The organism is Streptomyces sp. NPDC057854 (assembly GCF_042797055.1).
Lineage (GTDB): Bacteria > Actinomycetota > Actinomycetes > Streptomycetales > Streptomycetaceae > Streptomyces.
This window is the reverse complement of sequence record NZ_JBHVMF010000001.1, coordinates 268,973-287,915: the sequence shown is the minus strand read 5'-3', so window position 1 is coordinate 287,915 and position 18,943 is coordinate 268,973. Positions and strand designations below refer to the sequence as shown.

Here is an 18,943-nt window from a genome sequence, read left to right as displayed (position 1 = left end):
GCGGTGTCGACTTCGGTCAGGGAACGCCTCGTGCTCGCCGGGTCCCGCGACCGGCGGTTCGGCCGAGGGCCCGGAGATCTCCTCAGCGGTGGACGGGGTCGTGCCCGCGAGGAGCCGGCGGACGGTCTGTTCGAGGTCGGTGAGCGGGGCGGGGCCGGGGCGGACGGCGACGGAGTAGAGCCGGTGGAACTCGGCCACGGCCTCGGCTTCGGTGTCGTACGAGGTGGAGACCTGCCGGAGGTGGTTCTCCCCGTGGAGGTGCACGTGCCGGCGCACGCCGGTTGCGTACGAGCCGACGGCAACGGTGGTGTGACCGTTGTCGGCGTGCAGGTGGATGGTCAGGCGGCCTTCGGCGATGTCGTCGTGGATGCGCTGGGCCGCGGCGCCGACCTCGCGGATCTCCGATCGGGAGCACCAGGGCATGGAGTAGTTCGCCCAGGTCCACTCCGTGTCGATCTCCTCCTGGAGGGCGGGGTCGACCTCGGTGGTGAAGCCGTACCGCCGGAGCTGTTCGGCGGCCTGGGCGGTGTAGTGGGGCTCCTCGTGGTCGATGCGGGCCAAGACCATCGTGGTCGGGCCGGTGCTGCGGAAGCCAGCGTCGTACAGGTGGGAGCGGGCGGCGTCGGCCGTAGGGCCCGTCGTGGTGGCGATGACGGCGGGCTGGTGGTCGGGGTGGAGGGCGAAGCGGACGTGGGAGTCGGCGGGGGCGTACGGCATCGGGTCCTTCGGTGGGTCAGGGGGTTCGGCCGGCGGCGGCCCGTGCGGCGGGGCGCGCAGACGGCGGCGAGACGACGGGGGCGCGGCGCGTCGAGGGTCCCGCGCGTGTGGTGGGCGCGGCCCGCGCTCGCTGGGGCAGCGGCCGGCCGGTGGCATGCTGCCAACGGGTACGGACTGCGCCGATATCGGCGAGGGCCCGGCGAGCACCGGCGACAAGCTGGAAAGGTGTGTTCATCGGGTCGTCGGAGTACGCCTGGATGCGGCGGGCGGCGCCGTCCACCGTGGTCAGGAGCGAACGCGTGAGGGCGCGTTGGCTCCAGTGCTCGACGGAGCCTGCCGGTTCGGCGAGCAGACGCAGTACGTCGCTCGGCTCGCTTCCGTCGTGCAGGAGACCGCGCTGTTGGGCTTCCCACAGGACGGTGACGGGGTCGACGGGCTCGTGGCGGCGGACGAGGGTCGTGAGGCACTGCCACAGGCCGGCGTGCAGGGGCTGGGTGAAGTCCTCGGGCAGCAGCCACCGTACGGACTCGATGTCGGCGGGGCGGGCGGTGGCGGTCGCGAGCAGCAACTGCTCCTCCTCCTCCTCGGTGTGGTCGGGCACGACGGCTGGCGGGGACCCAGACGTCCGGGGCAGGACGCCGGCGCGGGGTGGAAAGCGTGTGGCGATGTCGTCCACGACCGCGGCGAGCGCGTCGGCCTCGGCGAGCACCGTCGGGACGGGCTCCGGGAGGGAGGCGTCGTGGGCGGTCAGAAGGAGGCGCGCGCGTCCCCTCCGCCTTCGCCCGCTCCCACGCCTCCAGTCCCGGCACGGCGGGAACGTCTCCGGCGGCGGTCCGATCGACCGTCTTGCGCAGGAGGTCGCCCTCCGAGACGACGCCGATCACGCGGTCCGCTTCGTCCACGACCGGCACGGCGGTGACGCGGTGGTGCGTCAGCACCCGCACGATCTCCTTGAACGGCGCGTCGCCGTGGACGCTCACCACTTCGCGGGTCATCAGCTCTTCGATCCTGCGGTGTCGCATCATCCGTTCCTTCCGTGTACAGGCGTCTCCGCCTCGGCCGTCGGGCGATCGGCCGGTCCGCCGTCACGGGAACCGGCGGGCGGAGTTCGACGCGGCTGCTCCACGTCGGGCGCCAGGTTGTCGTAGGCGTAGTCGATCGATTCGTGCAGGGCGACGACTCCGTCGACGGAGCGGCACAACCGGGCGATCACGGGTATGTCGGCGCGTTCGTCGACGTGACCGGTCAGCGTGACGATCCCGTCGTCGACCGTGACGTCGAGCGTGCCGGGGGCGAGTCGTAGGGTGCCGGCCAGGACGTCGTGCTCGATCTCGGCCCGAATGGCGGCGTCACCACGGAGGAACGGCCGCAGCAGATCGGTGCGGCTGATGATCCCGGCCAGCCGGCCGGTGTCGTCGAGCACGGGGAGCCGCTTCACGCCTTCGCGGTGCATCGTCCTGGCAGTCTCGACGAGGTTCCAGCCGGGCCGTGCCGAGACGGCCGGCGAGGTCATCAGCTCGGCCGCCGTCTCCGCCTCGGGAACACCCCGTTCCCGGGACAGCAGCCGGACGCCCGCCCAGCGTCCCTGCAGAGAGGGCAGTTCGGAGGTGTCCCGCAGCAGATCGGCCTCGGAGACCACCCCCAGGACACGCAGGTCCTCGTCGACGACCGGCACCGCAGAGATGCCGTGTTCCACGAGGAGGCGCGCGACCTCCTTGAACGGAGTGGAGGGGGAGACGGTGACCACGCGGTGCGTCATCACCTCGAGGACGGTGCGGTGCCGCATGACGTCCCTCCTTCGCAGGGGCGATGCCCCCGTTGGTCCCACCCTGCGGTACCGGCGCACGCGTCAGGAGTGCCGAACGGGACCTTTCCGGGGCCATTGGCCCTATGGGCTGTGACCGATGTACTCGCGGGGTTCCGACTCTGGCCCGCGGAAGCTGACGTCTTTTCCGATGTGCCGGGTGGCGCTGTTTCTGTGCGGGTTCCGTGGCCGTGGCCGCGTGCGCCGTCTGCCCTAGGGCCGGGCATCGGCAGGGATCAGGGCTCGGTGCGGTCGGTGATCCAGCGGGCGGCGAGGAGGCCGGAGGCGGCGGTGAGGACGGCGGCGGCCACGACGGTGGCGTTCAGGCCGAGGGTGTCGGCGAGGATGCCCGCGACGAGGGCGCCGGCGGCGTAGCCGATGTCCCGCCAGAATCGGTAGGTGCCGAGGGCGTTGGCGCGCCAGGCGGGATGGGCGTGATCGGACACGGAGGCGATGAGGGCGGGATAGACCAGGGCCGTGCCGAGGCCGAGGGCCACGGCGGACAGGACACCGGCGAGCAGGGGAGCGTCGAGGAGGGCGAGGGCGAGGAGGAAGCCGGCCGCTTGGACGAGCATGCCGGTGACGACGAGGGGTTTGCGGCCGACGCGGTCGGCGAGGTGGCCGGCGGGGATCTGGCCGATGCCCCACAGGACGGGATAGAGGCCCTTGATGAGGCCGACGGCGGCGAGTCCGAGGCCGTGGTCGGTGAACAGCAGGGGGAAGACGCCCCAGGTCAGACCGTCGTTGAGGTTGTTGACGAGGCCGGCCTGACTGGCGCCGCGCAGGGAGCGGTCACGCCAGGAGGTGCGGACGAAGACGGCCTTCAGGCCGGTCTTCTCGCCCGTGGGCAGGGGCTCGGCGTGCCCGGCCAGTTCGAGGGCCACGTGTGCGGCGGTGTCCCGTACGACGAGGGACAGGGCCAGCCCGGTGGCGACGAAGACGACGCCGAGGAGTTCGGGAACGGGGCGCAGACCGTGGCCGGTGGCGAGGTAACCGGTGAGCAGCGCGGTGACGCCGACGGCGGTGTACCCGGCGGCCTCGTTGAGACCGGTCGCCAGTCCGCGGCGGGAGGGGCCGACGAGGTCGATCTTCATGTTGACGGTCATCGACCAGGTCAGGCCCTGGTTGAGGCCGAGCAGGACGTTGGCGGCGACGATCCAGCCCCAGGACGGCGCGTAGGCCAGGGCGAAGGGGACGGGGACGCCGATCAGCCAGCCGGTGAGGAGGAGCTGCCTGCGGCGGAAACGGGCGGTCAGCGCCCCGGCGGCGAGGTTGGTCAGGGCCTTGGAGAGGCCGAAGGCGATGATGAACGCGAAGACCGCCAGGTCGCTGGTCAGGCCGAAGACATCGGTGCCGATGAGCGGCACGGTGGTGCGTTCCAGGCCCACGAGACCACCGACGGCGACGTTGACGACGACGAGAAGCGCGAACTGGAGCCGGTTCTCCCGCAGCCCGAGCCGCACGGCGTGCTCGGCGGGCCGCTTCGTCGTGAGGGTGGTGGTCATGCGCGCGTCCTTGCGGAGGAGAGGGAAGAGGGCCGACGCGAGGGTCAGACGAACGCGTCGACGAGCATGAAGGCCGCGACCGCGAGCAGCACAAAGGCGAAGACGCGTTGCAGGGCGTCGCCGGTGAGCCGACGCGCGTGCCGCTTGCCGTCCCAGGCGCCGAGGATCGCGGCCGCGGTGAAGGGCGCGATGACCGTCCAGTCCAGGTGCGTTCCGGCGCCGGCCCGGGCACCGAGGGCGGCGAGCGAGTTGACGGTGATGACCAGCAGGCTGGTGCCGACGGCCCGGCGCATCGGGAGGTTCAGCACCCGTACCAGGGCCGGTACGGCGAGGAAACCACCGCCCACGCCCAGCAGTCCGGTCACCGCGCCGAGTCCGGCGCCGGCGGCGCCGGCCTTGGCGGGACGCACCTCGCCCACGGCCGGGGTGCGTGCGGGGCGCAGCATGCGCAGGGCGGCGAGCCCCGCGACGGCCGCGAAGGCGACGGTCAGTCCCGCCTGGGGCAGACGGCCGGCGGCCATCCCGGCGAACATGGCGGGGACGATGCCCGCCGCCGCGAACAGCAGGCCGGTCCGCCAGGCCACGTTGCCGTCCCGGGCGTGCCCGGACAGCGCGGTGATCGACGTCAAGGTGACGATGATCAGACTGGTGGTGATCGCGTCCGCCGGGGGCAGACCGATCAGGTAGGTCAGGGCGGGGACCGCCAGGACGCTGCCGCCACCGCCGAGTCCGCCGAGCGCCAGGCCGACGACGGCTCCGGCCGCGAGTGCGAGGATCACGGGGGTCATGCCACCGAACCGTCGTCACCGTGGCCGTCGACGACAGGGTGTCCGGCGGCAACCCATTCCCGCAGGCCGCCCTTCACGTCCACCGCGTCCGCGCCGCGGGCGCGGAGCAGCTCGACGGCCTTCCGCGAGCGGTTCCCGCTGCGGCACATCACCACCAGCGGCCGCCCCTGGGCGGCCTGCGGCAGGGGCGCTCCCGCGACCAGACCGGACAGCGGGGCGTGCACGGCGCCGGGGGCGCGCCCGGCGTCCCACTCGCCCCGCTCGCGTATGTCCAGCAGGACGGCAGAGGCGCGGGTGCCCCGGGTGCGCCGGTGGGCCTCCTCGACGGTGACGCGTGTGCGGTCTCGGGAGAACAGGGACATCACAGGACCTCGTGAAAGTAGTCGTACGGGGGTGGGGCGGCCGTCGGGCGCCCGGTGGACGCCGGTCAGGGCGTGGGGACGGCGGGGGAGAGAGCGGTCACGACGGGTTCCGCAAGGAGGCGACGACGGTGCGGATGTCGGTGCGCGGGCCGCGGTTGTAGGGCAGCTTGGAGAGCATCATGCCCATGGCACAGGTGTTGCTGAGGGCGGCGAAGGTCAGTCCGGCGCCGATCGCGGTGCCGATCAGGTGCACACCGGGGACGAAGACGCCCGTGATGCCGGTGACCAGGACGACCGAGCCGGCGATGAGGCGCACCTGCCGCTCCAGCTCCCAGCGCTGTGGGCCGCGGTTGACCGGAGCGCCGGAAGCCTCCCAGGCCGTCATGCCGCCGTCCAGGACCCGCAGGTTGGGCAGGCCCGCCTCGGCGAGCGCCTGCTCGGCCTGCATGGCGCGGGCGCCGGAGCGGCAGACCAGCACCACGTCCTCGTCGAGGTGCCCGCGCAGTTCCGTACGGTGCTCGCGCAGGGTGTCCAGGGGCACGTTGTAGGCGCCGGGGATGTGGCTCGTCCGAAACTCGCCGGGGGTACGTACGTCCAGCAGGCGGGGGCCCCTGCCGGTCTCGATCAGGTGCTGGAGGGCCGCGGGGGTGAAGGCGGTGGCGCGAGAGGCGTCGGTCGTCATGAGGACTGCTCCGTGGGGACGAGATGAACGGGAAGGGGGAAGGGGGCGAGTCCGCACCGGGACGTGTGCGTGGCGGACCCGCCGGGGTCAGGCGGTGGCGGGCGCGCTGAGCAGGGACCAGGCGGCCCAGCCGCCGAGGACGTCCGAGACGTCCTCGAAGCCCTTGTGGCGCAGCAGGCTGGCGGCGATGGAGGAGCGGTGACCGCCCGCGCAGTGCACCACCAGCGGCCTGTCGCGCGGGATCTCGTCGAGACGGCGGGGCAGCTCGCCCAGGGCGATGTGCAGGGCGCCCTCGATGAATCCGTTCTCGCCGCGCTCGCCGCAGTTGCGGACGTCGATGACGACCGGTGGGTAGTCTCCGTCCAGCGCGGCGCGGAGCCGGCCGGCGGTCAGACGGCTGGCCGGGGTGACTTCGTCGGCCATGGCCTCCAGGGCCTCCTCGGGTGCGTCCAGGTGGCCGGCCACCCGGTCGAAACCGATCCGGGCGAGCCGGGTGGCGATCTCCTCCTCGCGGTCCTCCGGTGCCACGACCAGCAGTTCCGCGTCGAGCGGCAGGACGGTGCCGGCCTGCTCGGCGAACCGGCCGTCGGCCGGGACGTTGACCGCGCCGCGCAGGTGGCCGGCGGCGAACTCCTGCGGATCGCGCGCGTCGACCACCACCGCGCCCGCCGCACGCCGGGCCAGGAAGTCCGCCGTGTCCAGCGCCCGCGGCGCGGTCGCCGGGTCAAACAGCTCCCGCTCCCGGCGGTTGAGGTCCGCGTCGTAGGCGAAGTATCCCGGTGCCGCGGACTGCCCGGCGGTCACGAGCGCGACGAAGTCCTTCTCGCTCATGGGCGTGCACGCGTAGTTGGCGGCGCGCTGCTCGCCGATCGTCGACTGCCGTTCGGTGGACAGGTTCTTGCCGCAGGAGGAACCGGCGCCGTGGGCGGGGAAGACCCGTACCGCGTCGGGCAGGCCCATCAGCTTGTGCTGCACACTGTCGTGCAGCATCGCACCCAGCTCGTCGGCGGTCACCCCGACCGAGGCCAGCAGGTCCGGGCGGCCGACGTCGCCGATGAACAGCGCGTCGCCGGTCAGCACGCCGTACGGGACGGGATCCTCGGCGCGCTCGTACACCAGCACGCTGATCGACTCCGGTGTGTGACCAGGGGTCTCCATGATCTTCAGCGTCACGTCGCCGAGGTTGATGGTGTCGCCCTCGGACAGCTTGCGGATCTCGTACTCGGTCTCGGCCCGGCGTCCGTAGCCGATCCACGCGCCGGTCCGAGCGGCCATCTCCAGGTGTCCGGCGACGAAGTCGGCGTGGAAGTGCGTGTTGATGACGCCCACGACGGTGAAGCCGCGGGCTTCCGCGTCGTTCAGGTACTCCGAAACGTCCCGGCGCGGATCCACGACCACGGCCCGGCCGGTGGTCTCGTCGGCGATCATGTACGACGCCTGGGAGAGGCATTCGAGGTAGTACTGCGAGAAGAACACGGAAACCTCCGGAACAGAACGACATGTACCCCGGGGGGTATTTTCGAGGCCGAATGCGACCCCGTCGGGGGTGAGTGCGCGGGGGTGATCGGGCGCGAGCCGACGTGCTCCGGCTCCATATCGCCCAGGGCTCCGGGCCTCGGACGGAACCAGCGTCCGGGGTGGCCGCCCGGCTCACCGCAAGGGTTGATACCCCAGGGGGTATTACATATTTGACCGTAAAGGGTCGCGATCCTCGCTGTCAAATACCTGGGGGGGTATGGGAGGTGCGGTGCCGGTCGCCTGTGGCGAGGGTGTGGGGTTCCCGTCCGCAGGGTCGTGCGGCGGCTCGAATCTATACCCCTCGGGGTATCCTCGATCAGGAGGGGATCAGCGAAGGAGGACCACATGCAGGTGGACGAAGAGTCGATGCGGCCCGTCCTGAACCGTCTGAAGCGAGCACAGGGGCAGCTGGCCGCCGTGATCGCGATGATCGAGGCCGGACGCGACTGCAAGGACGTCGTGACGCAGCTGGCAGCCGTCTCCCGCGCCCTGGACCGGGCGGGATTCAAGATCGTCGCCAGCGGGATGCGGCAGTGCCTCGCGGGGGACTCCGACACTCCGCCCATGTCCGAGGAGGAACTGGAGAAACTCTTCCTCACCCTCGCGTGATCGCGCACCGGCCGTTCTCGCGCGGGACGCCCGCCCGCGGGCCGACGAGCCGGCGAAGTGCTCAGGAGACCACGAGCGGCCGGGGCGGCCCCGCGGCGGCCGTCCCGGCCGGCTCTCCTCCGCCACTCCGGCGGACGCCCCCCCCACCGGTCCCGCTGTGTTGTACCGGCTCATTCATCAGGGGTGCCGAACGGGACCCATCCGGGACCGTTGGCCCCTATGGACTGCGGCCGGCGTGCTCGCAGGGTGGGAGAAGGCGACGAGGCCGCGGGACCCTCTCCCGCGGCGGCAGAGCTCGGAGGAGGAAACCATGAACCGCACCGGAACACGGCACGGCCCGGAGAGGTCCCGTGCCGGTCTGTGGGCCCGCGTCGGCGACCGGTTGATCGTCGGTGGTGCCACCGTCGGGGACGGGCGGGACGGCGAGATCGTGGCACTGCACCACGAGGACGGCAGCCCGCCCTTCGATGTCCGCTGGTCCGACACCGGGAGGGTCACTCTCGTCTTCCCCGGCCCGGACGCGCGCGTCCAGCATTTCTCGCGCCCCGGCCCCACGGCCGCGCCAGGGCGATGAAAGTCACAGAGGCGTCCATGACACCGGGCACGGCCAGGCCGGCGCACCGTCGGCCTGACGGACCGGCGCGCACGGACACCGGCGGCCGGCACCGCGTTCGGCGCCGGAACGGCGACGGGTCTTCAGCCTCCGGTCCGACCGGGCGGACCAGGGTGGACCGATCGGCCCTGTCGCCCTCTCCTCCACCGGTGCGAACGTGACGACAGATCCTCACGTGACCGAAAGGCGGTGGGCAGGATGGAAACCCCCCTGGTAGTCGGCGTCGATGGTTCCGATCCGGCTCTGACGGCCCTGGACTGGGCCGTCGACGAGGCCGTACGGCAGGGGCGTCCCCTGCGGATCGTGTACGCCTCACTGTGGGAACGGTACGAGGGGGCAGTGCCTCCCTGGAGCACCGACCGGCCGTGGGGCCAGGCCCTCGCCGACACCATCATCGGCCAGGCCGCGGAACGCGCCCGGCGACGGGCGCCCGGGCTCTCCCTCACCACCCGCGTCGCCGCCGAGGACGCCGCCCGCGCCCTGCTCGGCGAAGGCCGGGAAGCGTGGGCCGTGGTCGTCGGCGCGCGGGGGCGCAGCGAACTCGGCGACCTCCTGCTGGGATCGGTCGGTCTCGTCGTCGCCGCCCGGGCGTCGTGCCCCGTCGTCGTCGTACGGGGAGACGGGCAGGCTCTGGAAGCGCGCCACGAGCGGATTCTCCTGGGCGTCGGCGACCACGACCTCGACGCCCCGTCCGTCGCGTTCGCCTTCCGCGAGGCCGCGGTTCGTGACGCGGAACTGGACGCGGTGCGCACCTGGCGCCGACCCCTCCACGATCCGCTCGACCACCCCCTCCTCCGGGGCGAGACCGGGGTGTACCTCGCGGAGGAGGCGTCGGAGGCCCTGGACAAGGTCCTCGCCGCGGGCACACGGGAACACCCCGACGTGCGGGTGCGCCGGAGCAGTGTCGAGGGGGCCGCACGCCGGGTGCTGGTCGAGCGCTCCGCCGCCGCCGACCTCCTCGTGCTCGGCGCGCGCCGCCGCGACGGACACGTCGGCCTCCAGCTGGGCAGAGTGGCCCACCGGGCCCTGCACCACGCCCGGTGCCCGGTCGCGGTCGTACCGCAGCCCGCACCCGCCGTCACGGAAGGGGGCGAGCGATGAACACCAACGGTGACCGGCGGTACCGGAGCGACCTCGGCCGTCGCGTCATGACCCGACGACTGCAGCTCGGCCTGTCCCGCGAGGAGGTGGCGGAGCGTGCCGGGTCCGCGCCCGGATACATCGCCCACGTGGAGGAGCAGCTGCCCACGCCGGGGATCGAGTTCCTCGTCCGCCTCGCCCACGCCCTGGGGACGACCATCCAGGAGCTGACCGGCCTCACCGCGGACCTCGCCCCCGGTGGGGCGCCGCCGGGGAACCGGCCGGAGCTGGTCGGGATGGACGAGGCGGAGTGCTGGTCCCTGCTCGACGACCGAGGGGTCGGCCGGGTCGCCGTCGAGGGGGCCGACGGCCTCTCCGTGTTCCCGGTCAACTATCAGGTCATCGACGGAAGCATGGTCATCTCGACCGCGGCGGATTCCCCTCTCGGTCGGGCGGCGGCCTCCGGCGCCGAGATCGCCTTCGAGGAAGACCGTCTGGACGAGGCGTTCCGGCGAGGCTGGAGCGTCCTTGTCGTCGGCCCGGTGCACGTGCTCTCCGATCCGGCCGAAGCCATGGACATGAGTCGGGCCGTGACGGTGCGCCCCTGGTCCGGAGACGAGCGGGATACCCTCGTGAGGCTCGTCCCCCGACGTGTCACGGGACGACGGATCGTCGTCCCCGGCGCGCCCGCCGCGCCGGGGACCTGAGCCGGCGGGGCCAGGACACGCGGGTGCAGGGGCGGACCGGCCGGTCCGCCCCTGCACCCGCCCACTTCCGCACCCGCCCACTCATCCCAGACTCATCCCAGGGGGACGACCGCCACCGGCACCGGGCTGTGGTGGACGACCGCGTGCGCCACGTGGCCGACGTGCGGGCCGGCGGGCAGCCGGCGGGAGCGGCGCCCCACGACGACGAGTTCCGCCTCCCGCGACGCGTCGGTCATCCGGGGCGCGGCCGCTCCCACGACCGCCTCGGTCGTGACGTCGGCACCCGGATACCGCGCGCGCCACGGCGACAGCAGTTCTTCGAGGCCGGCGCGTACGCCGGCTCCCAGCTCCTCGTTGATCCCGGGGTCCACGATGGCCGCGTAGCCGTAGGAGGTGGGCACCGTCCAGGTGCTGAGGAACCGCAGGGGAGCGTGCCGCCTGACCGCTTCCCCGAAGGCGAAGGCCAGCAGCGGCTCGCACGCGTGACGAAGGTCGACCCCCACCACGATCCCGCGGGCGGAGGACGTCGGGTCCGGGTGTTCCGCCCGCACGAGGACGACCGGCTGCCGGGCCGTGCCCACGACCGCGAGGGAGACCGAACCCATGACGAAACCCAGGACGCCGCCGAGGCCGCGGGACCCCAGCACCAGCAGGTCGGCCGCGTCCGCCGCGGCGACCAGCTCGTCCGCGGCCCGCCCACGCACCCGTTCCGTGACGACCTCCAGGCCGAGATGCTCCTTCCGCGCCCGCTCCGCCTCGTCGTGCAGGAGGGCCTCCGCCCGCTCGTACAGGGTCCGGGCGTGGGAGACGGGGATCTCCGGAGTGTCCGGCCACTCCTCCACGTGCAGCAGCCGGAGCGGAACCTCACGGAGAACCGCCTCCACCGCGGCCCAGCGTGCCGCGGCGAGGCTTTCGTCCGAGCCGTCGAGCCCCACGGTGACCTGTGCTGTCATCACTGCCTCCCCGGCCGTCGCCGTCGATGACACCAGACTCGCCCGGCGCACCACCGCGCGGTGAGGGCCGGGCAGGTCGCCATCGGGGCCGAACGGCCCATCGCGGCCGGCGCTCCGTGGTGCGAGCGTGAGCAGTGTCGTCCCTCCGGGCGCCGTACGAGCCCCGGGCCGAACCCGAGGAGGAACCATGAGCAGCGAGACGCCCGTCCGGCCCGAGCTGGCCGACGTCGTCGTCGGGATCGACGGATCCCCCTCGGCCCGGACGGCCGCCCTGTGGGCCGCCGCGGAGGCGGACCGCCGGTCCCGCCCCCTGCACCTCGTCCACGCCGCCGACACCGACCGGCGCGCCTACTGGAGCGACGCCGCGACGATCCAGACCGTCCGGGAGACCGGCCGCGACCTGCTGACCGCGACCGAGGCGGCGGTCGGGGAACGCTTTCCCGACCTCGTCGTCACCCGGCTGCTCGGCCGACAGGAACCGCTCGACGGACTCCGGGAGGCCGCGGGCGGCGAGAAGACCATCGTGGTCGGCAGCAGGGGGCTCGGAGGCTTCTCCGCCCTCCTGCTCGGCTCCGTGGGACTCGGAGTCGCCGCCCGCGCGGACGTGCCCGTCATCGTCGTGCGCGGTGACGCGGACCGTCCCGAGGCGGGTTCCGTGACCGCGGCGGTCCGTGACTCCGAGGACCTGGGATGGCTCCTCCTCGCCGCCGCCGAGGCGGACGTCCGCAAGGTCCCGCTGCGTCTCCTCAGCGTGTGGAACATCCTCACGCACGTCGGCGACGTGGCGACCATGCTCGACGACCTGGACGCCGCCGCGCACCGGCGCGTCCGTGAGGTGAAGGCCCTCGCCGACCGCATCCGCGAGTGGTACCCGGACCTGACCGTCACCCACCACGTGGAGACCGGCACCTCGACGCCCGGGATCCTCGTCGACGCGAGCGTCCACACCGATTTGGTCGTCATGGGCCGGGGGCACCGGCCGCTCGGCGTGGGACCGTCCCTCGGACGCGTCGCCCACGCCCTCATCCACCACGCCCACTGCCCCGTGGAGATCGTCCCCGTCGGCTTCGGGACGCGGGGCGGCGACACGACGTGAACGACCTCCTGCACGGAGTGGATCCAGCGGATCCGTCCGTGACCGCCCTGGTCCGGGCCGCTGACGAGGCGGCCCGCAGACGGCTGCGGTTCGTCGTCGCGGTCCCTCCCGTCCACGACAGGCGGGGATACGACGCCCTGGGGCACCGGTCCGCCCTGCGGACGCGGATCGCGCCGGCACGGCAGGCCGCCGAACTGCTCGCCGAGAGCTCGGTCATCGTCCCGCTCACCGCGCGCCCCCTGCCCGGACTCGTCGTCCGGGCGCCGGAACACAGCGAGGTCCATCCGCCGACGTTCGTGGTAGGCGTGGGCGGCAGCGAACAGAGCCGGGCGGCCGTGGCGTTCGCCGTACGCGAGGCGAGCCTGCGCGATGCGCGGCTCAGAGCGGTCTGGGTCCGGCCCCGTCCGCTCCTCGCGCACGAGGACACCGGGACGGGTCTGTCCGAGCGGCGACGCCCGCTCGCGGAGTCCGTGGCCGGCTGGTCGGAGCACCACCCCGACGTCCCCGTTCTCCAGGACGTCCTCCGAGGACATCCGGTCGAACAACTCGCCCTGGCCGGAAGAGAGTCCCTCGCCCTCGTCGTGGGCAGGACCGGTCGCGGCGGTCACACGGGCATGCGCCTGGGATCGACGCTCCACGGCCTCCTGCACCATGCCGACTGCCCGTGATCACCTTCCCCTCCGGCACGCCCCGCGAACGCGGCGACCACGTCCCGGGGCTGGGCCGAACGGCCCCGCCCCGGAGAGACCGACCGGCCTCCGGCGGCTTGACCCGCTCGGCACTGGTCACCGCGCACGCCGTGCTCGAGGGTGGTCGAAGAGGGCGCGATCGGGTCGTCCCGGCCACGAAGAGGCGAGCACCATGCAGCGCATCCGGATCAGCACCAAGCCCCGTCGGCCCCGCGAGCAGCCCCCGCTCGACCTGCGGACTCCGTCCGGCCGCACCCTGCCCTACTGATCCGGCCGGCTCCGCGACGGAGCCGTCCGGAAACCGTGGGGGCGCCGGTCTCGGCTCCGGGCCGTTTGGAGTTCGCGACGGCCGAGCACCCCGCCCGTACAGGTACGGGCCGCCGTCCCGGGCCATGGAGGAGGCCGCTCAGGCCCCCGAAGGAACCGCCATCGGCCCGACCGGGTCCGCACGCTCCTCCCGTCCATGCGCCAAGAGCACCGGAAACACGCCCCGTCATCGGGATCGAACCACTTTTCCTGTCCACGCGACGAGGGAGGGGATCCGGCCTGCCGGGCGCCGTACCGTGACCCCGGCTCCTCCGTCCTCACGGCCGCCGGTACGGCGTGTCCGTCCACCACGGACGCCCCGCCGCGGCACCGCGGCGTCTCCCGATGACCCGCCCGTGAGAAGGAGGGTGCTCCGGGGGCCGGTCGGGTCCCTCGGGAACGGGACCGTTCGGCCCTCCCCGACGACCCCTTTCGACACTCCGCCGCGCGGCGTACGGGCGGAAGGCTGGAACCACGGAACCAAACCGGTGTCCGCCACCCGACACAGTCCGCCGGGACGGCACCCGGCACGTGGAAGAGGAGCAGGACGATGACCGGAGCCAAGCCCGAACGCAGGCACAGCTTCCTCCCCGACCTCGACACCTGGTTCGGCCGGGAGTTTCCCGGTCTCCCCGGATGGCGGCCCGCGACGGCCGCCCACTCCATCCCGGTCGAGGTCTCCACCGGCGACGACGGCGTCTGCACGCTGCGGGCCGAGCTCCCCGGGATGGACCCGGACGACATCACCCTCACGGTCGACGACAACCTCCTCACCGTGAGAGCCGAGCACCGGGAGAACACCGAGGACAAGGACCACTCGGAGTTCCGCTACGGAGCGTTCCGCAGGACCGTCCGCCTCCCGGACACCATCCCCGCGGACGACGTCGACGCCTCCTACGCGGACGGCATCCTGACCGTCCGGATCCCGATGCCCGCCCAGGACACCCGCACGACACGGACCATCCGCGTCAAGCGGCCCGCGGACGACGGCGAGGACCGGTCATGACCCCGAAGCGCGTCCTCGTCGCCTACGGCAGCAAGCACGGCTCCACTGCGGGCATCGCCGACGAGATCGGCCGGGCCCTCCGGGACGACGGATTCGACACCGACGTCCGGCCGGCCGACGCCGTCACCGACGTCAGCGACTACGACGGCGTCGTCCTCGGCGGAGCCCTCTACGCCGGACGCTGGAACGGCAAGGCTCGCCGGTGCGCCCGGCGCAACGCCGAGCAGCTCCGCCACCGCCCCCTCTGGCTTTTCAGCAGCGGCCCCGTCGACAGCTCCGCCGAACAGCACGACATCCCGCCCGTGCCCGGCGTCGCCCGCCGGATGAAGAAGCTCGGCGCGAAGGAGCACGTCACCTTCGGAGGCGCGCTCACCGCCGACAATCCGGATCTCGTCGCCCGCGCCATGGTCCGCCACGGCAAGGGCGGGGACTTCCGGGACCCGGCCCGCGTCCGGGCCTGGGCCCACCGGATCGGAGCCGCGCTCGGGGAAGCCGGCTGAACCCGCTTCGGCCTTCCTCTTCCGACGGGGACGAGCGTACGGAGGCGTGCCATGTCCGACCGCGAAACACCCCGCGCCGGACCACGGCTGCCGCGGGGCGCCCCCGGCCGCCGCGCGACGGTGGTCGTCATCGCGGTCCTCGCGCTCGTCGGCGGCGCGATCGCCGCCGGGTACCTGTGGAGCTTCGGCGCCAGGACCGAGCACGACCGCGCCGCCCGTCTGCACCAGGTGACGGCGACCACGACGGGACCGGCCCGGGAGCCGTCCGCCCTCGCGCGGAGCGGTGCGGCGAACCGGGCCGTCGCACCCGCGGTCTGGGAGTACCCGGACGGTGAGCGCCGCTCCGGCACCGTCGAGGTACCGGCCAGGACCCCCCAGGGGCGGACCGTGAAGGTCTCGGTGGACGACTCGGGAGCTCCCGTCCGCCGGGCCGTCGGGACGTCGGACCTCCTGCTGGCGTCGGTCGTCGGCGGTACCGCGACGGCCGGGGCGGTCGCCGCGACCGGAGCCGGCGTCCTCGTCCTCCTGCGACGGAGGACCGACGGCCGCACCCTCGCCGCCCTGGAACGCGAGTGGGAACAGGTCGAGCCCGTCTGGTCCGGCCGCCTTCGCAAAGAGAACGACGCCGGGACGGACGATGTCTGACGACGGTGCCGACCGTACCGCGACCGGTCGCGCGGGCCACCGTACGGGCACCGCACGGCCGACCGAGGCGCTCCCCTTTGACCCCAGCGAGCCCCTGCCCCGCCTCCGTCGGGAACTGGACACAGGCCCGGACGGGCTGTCCGCTCGGGAGGCGGCCCGGCGCCTTGCGGTGTACGGTCCGAACGAGGTGCGCCGCAAGGCCGGACCCTCCGTCTGGCGGGAGGTGGCCACGCAGCTGGCGCACCCCCTGGCCCTGCTGCTGTGGGCCGCGGCCGCTCTGGCCTTCGTGGCCGATCTCGCCGTGCTCGGCTGGGCCGTCCTCGCGGTCATCGTCGTCAACGCGGGTTTCGCGCTACTCCAGGAGCGCCAGGCGGAGCGCGCGGTGGAGACCCTCGCCCGCTATCTGCCCGAGCACGCCCTCGTCGTGCGTGACGGGCACCCGCTGGCCGTGGAGGCCCGCGAGCTCGTGCCGGGGGACGTCGTCCTCCTGGAGGAGGGGGACAAGGTCCCGGCGGACGCCAGGGTCACCGAGGGCGGTGTGGAGGTGGACCTGTCGATGCTGACGGGGGAGTCGGTGCCGGCGGAACGGGTGGCGGTGGCCGGGCTGCTCGGCGCGCCCCTCCTGGAGGAGCCCAATCTCGTCTTCAGCGGGACGACCTGTATCGAGGGACAGGCCCGGGCCGTCGTCTTCGCCACCGGGGACCGTACCGAGCTGGGGCGGATCGCCGCCCTCAGCCAGCGGACGCGGCGAGAGGCCAGCCCCCTGGAGCGACAGGTCAAGAAGGTGGCCTGGCTCATCGCCGCCGTCGCCACCGGAATGGGAGCCGTCTTCCTCGTCGTCGGTGTGGCGGTCGGACTGCCGGTGACCGACTCCCTGATGTTCGCCATCGGGCTCCTCGTCGCCAACGTCCCCGAAGGGCTGCTGCCGACGATCACCCTCGCCCTCGCCGTCGGCGTCCGCGCCCTGGCCCGGCAGGGCGCCCTGGTCAAGCGGCTCAGCGCGGTGGAGACCCTCGGGTCCACCAGCGTCATCTGCACGGACAAGACCGGCACCCTCACCCGGAACCGCATGCACCTGCGTGTCTGCTGGACCCCCGGTCACGAGAGGGAAACGGGGCCCTGGGCACAGGAGCTGGTAAGGGCTGCCGCCGAGTGCACCACGGTCACCCGGGACGCCGAGGACGGGCTGCACGGCGACCCCACCGAGACCGCTCTCGTCGAGGGAGCCGCCGAGCTGGGCGCCCCGGTGGACCTCGCCCGGCGTGACGAGCGGCGGCAGGCGCTCTTCCGGTTCGACCCACGGCTTCGGATGATGACCGTCGTGCAGGACGGCGGGGCCTCCGGGCCCACCCGGGTCGTGGCGAAGGGAGCCCCCGAAGCGGTTCTCGAGCACGTTCTGCCCGGCCCGGACCGGGATGCGGCCCGAGACGCGGCGCAACGACTGGCAGGGGCCGGCACCCGCGTCCTGGCCGTCGCCGTCCGCGACCTCCCGGCCGACGGCGGGGCGCCCGCCCGGCGGCAGGACGCCGAAACCCGCCTGACCCTGCTGGGACTCGTCGGGCTCTACGACCCGCCGCGGGCCGAGGTGGCGTCCGCCGTCCGCCGCTGCCACGGGGCCGGGGTGCGCGTGCACGTGGTGACGGGGGACAACGGCGCCACGGCCGCCGCGATCGCGCGGGAGGTCGGCATCGGGGTGCCCCGGCTGGAGGTCGTCGACGACTCCGAGACCCTGGGCGACGCAGAACTGGACCGCCTGCTCGTGAAGGACGACGCCGAGATCGTCTTCGCCCGTTCCTCGCCCGAGACGAAGCTCAGGGTCGCCGACACCCTGCGGGCCCACGGCCGGATCGTCGCCATGACCGGGGACGGCGTCAACGACGCCCCCGCTCTCCACCGCGCGCACATCGGGGTGGCCATGGGCCGCTCCGGCACGGACGTGGCCCGCGAGGCGGCGGCCATGGTCCTCACCGACGACGACTTCGCCACCATCGTCACCGCGATCGAATCCGGGCGCCGCGTCTACGACAACGTCCGCAAGTTCATCGTCTACATCTTCGCCCACGCGACGCCGGAGATCGTGCCCTTCCTCGTCTTCGCCCTGTCGGCGGGAGCAGTTCCGCTCCCCCTCACGGTGCTCCAGATCCTCGCCGTCGACCTCGGCACGGAGACCCTTCCCGCCCTCGCGCTGGGCAGGGAACGCTCCGAGCCCGGTGTCATGCGACGGCCGCCCCGATCCGCACACCAGGGCGTCATCTCCCGTGAAATGCTCATCCGTAGCTGGGGGTACCTGGGCCTGGTCTCGGCCGTCCTCGTCATGGCCGGATTCCTCTACGTCCTCTGGCGCGCAGGCTGGCAGCCCGGAGACCCCACCGGCGAGGGGTCCCCGCTGTACGGAGCGTACGTGACGGCGACGACGGCCACGTTCGCCGGCATCGTCACCTGCCAGATCGGTACCGCCTTCGCGGCCCGCACCGACCACGCGGCGCTCCGCGAGATCGGCGTCCTGTCGAATCCGCTGCTGCTCGCGGGCATCGCCTTCGAACTCTGCTTCACCGCCGCGCTCGTCTATGCGCCACCGCTCCAGCGGGTCTTCGGGACGGCCGCGCTCCCCTGGGACGTCGTCCTGCTCATCGGGACCTTCCCACTAGTGGTCTGGGGCGTCGACGAGGCACGTCGCGCCCGGCGGCGCCGTCAGAGGGACCGCTGGGGGGACGCCGGTTCGCTCCCGCCCTGGTCGAGGCGGAAGGGCGGATAGGCGTCCGTCATGAGGCTCGCGTAGGCGGCGACGCGGAGGACCCAGCGGTTCAGGCCGGCGATCAGGTCGAACAGGTCCCGGGGATAGCGCGAGGTGAACGCGAGGGCGAAGCCGGCGAACACCGCGAGCAGCGTGATCAGGCCACCGCTCCACCATCCGGCGCGCAGGCCGCCGGTGAAGAACGCGAGGACCAGGTAGTGCGGGATCGCGAGCAGCCACCACTTGACCAGCACCTGCGAGCGGGAGAGCCGTTCCGGGTAGGCGATGTCGAGCCGGGCCGGGTAGCCGGGTTCGGGGCCGAGGCTGAAGGGCGGGTAGCGGTCGGTGCCGAGCGCGCCGTAGGAGTAGTACGAGACCCGCCACGACCACCGGAGCACGCCGAGGTTGAAGTCGAAGAGACCTCGTGGGTAGCGCTCGGTGAACAGGACCGAGAAGAAGGCGATCACCGTCACGGCCAGGAAGGCGATCCACAGGAAGAACAGCACGATCCAGTGAGGGATCACGAGGATCCACTTCACCAGCCACAGCCAGCGGGACAGGGGGGCGTCGAGCACGGCCGTCACTCGGACGGGAGGGTACGAGGAGCTGATGTCGTCCATGACCGTCAC

At 73.1% G+C, this 18,943-nt stretch carries 18 protein-coding genes and 2 pseudogenes; 10 read left to right on the top strand and 10 right to left on the bottom strand.

Annotated features, from left to right (window positions below; all coding sequences use genetic code 11):
- Positions 1–733 precede the first annotated feature (733 nt).
- From ACFVQZ_RS01305 to ACFVQZ_RS01270, 8 genes and pseudogenes are all read right to left on the bottom strand, one after another.
- A pseudogene (locus ACFVQZ_RS01305) lies at positions 734–1,477 on the bottom strand (DnaB-like helicase N-terminal domain-containing protein); the annotation flags it as partial.
- A pseudogene (locus ACFVQZ_RS01300) lies at positions 1,476–1,739 on the bottom strand (CBS domain-containing protein); the annotation flags it as partial. The pseudogenes ACFVQZ_RS01305 and ACFVQZ_RS01300, both read right to left, overlap by 2 nt.
- The gene (locus ACFVQZ_RS01295) at positions 1,739–2,503 is read right to left on the bottom strand and encodes a CBS domain-containing protein (protein WP_383618647.1); all 765 of its coding nucleotides are present in this window, start codon (positions 2,501–2,503) and stop codon (positions 1,739–1,741) included. The pseudogene ACFVQZ_RS01300 and the gene ACFVQZ_RS01295, both read right to left, overlap by 1 nt.
- Positions 2,504–2,757: 254 nt before the next feature.
- Positions 2,758–4,026, bottom strand: coding sequence for an MFS transporter (locus ACFVQZ_RS01290; RefSeq protein WP_383618645.1), 1,269 nt, complete (start codon positions 4,024–4,026; stop codon positions 2,758–2,760).
- A 44-nt stretch (positions 4,027–4,070) separates the two neighbouring features.
- Positions 4,071–4,814, bottom strand: a complete 744-nt coding sequence (locus ACFVQZ_RS01285) for a sulfite exporter TauE/SafE family protein (protein WP_383618643.1) — start codon at positions 4,812–4,814, stop codon at positions 4,071–4,073.
- Positions 4,811–5,176 (bottom strand): rhodanese-like domain-containing protein, encoded by a 366-nt coding sequence (locus ACFVQZ_RS01280; protein ID WP_383618641.1) that lies wholly within the window; start codon positions 5,174–5,176, stop codon positions 4,811–4,813. The genes ACFVQZ_RS01285 and ACFVQZ_RS01280 overlap by 4 nt, the downstream gene beginning before the upstream one ends.
- A gap of 97 nt (positions 5,177–5,273) precedes the next feature.
- A complete protein-coding gene (locus tag ACFVQZ_RS01275; protein ID WP_189947761.1) occupies positions 5,274–5,858 on the bottom strand; it encodes a rhodanese-like domain-containing protein in 585 nt (194 codons plus the stop codon).
- Positions 5,859–5,945: 87 nt separating this feature from the next.
- Positions 5,946–7,334, bottom strand: coding sequence for a rhodanese-like domain-containing protein (locus tag ACFVQZ_RS01270; RefSeq protein ID WP_383618639.1), 1,389 nt, complete (start codon positions 7,332–7,334; stop codon positions 5,946–5,948).
- 387 nt (positions 7,335–7,721) lie between these two features.
- On the opposite strand from ACFVQZ_RS01270, the gene ACFVQZ_RS01265 reads away from it, so the two are divergent.
- The 4 genes from ACFVQZ_RS01265 (at position 7,722) to ACFVQZ_RS01250 (ending at position 10,385) form a co-directional block, all read left to right on the top strand.
- On the top strand, positions 7,722–7,985 hold the full coding sequence (locus ACFVQZ_RS01265; RefSeq protein ID WP_030493159.1) for a metal-sensitive transcriptional regulator: 264 nt from the start codon (positions 7,722–7,724) through the stop codon (positions 7,983–7,985).
- Between the two features lie 310 nt (positions 7,986–8,295).
- On the top strand, positions 8,296–8,559 hold the full coding sequence (locus ACFVQZ_RS01260; RefSeq protein ID WP_383618637.1) for a DUF1918 domain-containing protein: 264 nt from the start codon (positions 8,296–8,298) through the stop codon (positions 8,557–8,559).
- Between the two features lie 237 nt (positions 8,560–8,796).
- A complete protein-coding gene (locus tag ACFVQZ_RS01255; protein ID WP_383618635.1) occupies positions 8,797–9,699 on the top strand; it encodes a universal stress protein in 903 nt (300 codons plus the stop codon).
- Complete coding sequence (locus ACFVQZ_RS01250) at positions 9,696–10,385, top strand: helix-turn-helix domain-containing protein (protein WP_383618633.1); 690 nt, start codon at positions 9,696–9,698, stop codon at positions 10,383–10,385. The genes ACFVQZ_RS01255 and ACFVQZ_RS01250 overlap by 4 nt, the downstream gene beginning before the upstream one ends.
- Before the next feature lie 92 nt (positions 10,386–10,477).
- Here ACFVQZ_RS01250 and ACFVQZ_RS01245 read toward each other — a convergent pair whose 3' ends face one another.
- The gene (locus ACFVQZ_RS01245; protein WP_030493163.1) at positions 10,478–11,338 is read right to left on the bottom strand and encodes a universal stress protein; all 861 of its coding nucleotides are present in this window, start codon (positions 11,336–11,338) and stop codon (positions 10,478–10,480) included.
- 187 nt (positions 11,339–11,525) lie between these two features.
- On the opposite strand from ACFVQZ_RS01245, the gene ACFVQZ_RS01240 reads away from it, so the two are divergent.
- The 6 genes from ACFVQZ_RS01240 to ACFVQZ_RS01215 all read left to right on the top strand — a co-directional run bounded on the left by ACFVQZ_RS01240 (position 11,526) and on the right by ACFVQZ_RS01215 (position 18,335).
- Positions 11,526–12,434, top strand: a complete 909-nt coding sequence (locus ACFVQZ_RS01240) for a universal stress protein (protein WP_382953555.1) — start codon at positions 11,526–11,528, stop codon at positions 12,432–12,434.
- A gap of 38 nt (positions 12,435–12,472) precedes the next feature.
- Complete coding sequence (locus ACFVQZ_RS01235) at positions 12,473–13,102, top strand: universal stress protein (RefSeq protein ID WP_383618630.1); 630 nt, start codon at positions 12,473–12,475, stop codon at positions 13,100–13,102.
- Positions 13,103–13,979: 877 nt separating this feature from the next.
- Entirely contained in the window at positions 13,980–14,435 is a 456-nt protein-coding gene (locus ACFVQZ_RS01230) for an Hsp20/alpha crystallin family protein (RefSeq protein ID WP_030493166.1), read from the top strand.
- Positions 14,432–14,935, top strand: a complete 504-nt coding sequence (locus ACFVQZ_RS01225) for a flavodoxin domain-containing protein (protein WP_030493167.1) — start codon at positions 14,432–14,434, stop codon at positions 14,933–14,935. The genes ACFVQZ_RS01230 and ACFVQZ_RS01225 overlap by 4 nt, the downstream gene beginning before the upstream one ends.
- Before the next feature lie 51 nt (positions 14,936–14,986).
- On the top strand, positions 14,987–15,580 hold the full coding sequence (locus ACFVQZ_RS01220) for a hypothetical protein (protein WP_382800128.1): 594 nt from the start codon (positions 14,987–14,989) through the stop codon (positions 15,578–15,580).
- Complete coding sequence (locus tag ACFVQZ_RS01215; RefSeq protein WP_383618628.1) at positions 15,573–18,335, top strand: cation-translocating P-type ATPase; 2,763 nt, start codon at positions 15,573–15,575, stop codon at positions 18,333–18,335. Before ACFVQZ_RS01220 ends, ACFVQZ_RS01215 begins: the two co-directional genes overlap by 8 nt.
- Here the strand turns inward: ACFVQZ_RS01215 and ACFVQZ_RS01210 are convergent.
- Positions 18,272–18,934, bottom strand: coding sequence for a DUF4389 domain-containing protein (locus ACFVQZ_RS01210; protein WP_036413826.1), 663 nt, complete (start codon positions 18,932–18,934; stop codon positions 18,272–18,274). The genes ACFVQZ_RS01215 and ACFVQZ_RS01210 overlap by 64 nt on opposite strands.
- Positions 18,935–18,943: the final 9 nt, after the last annotated feature.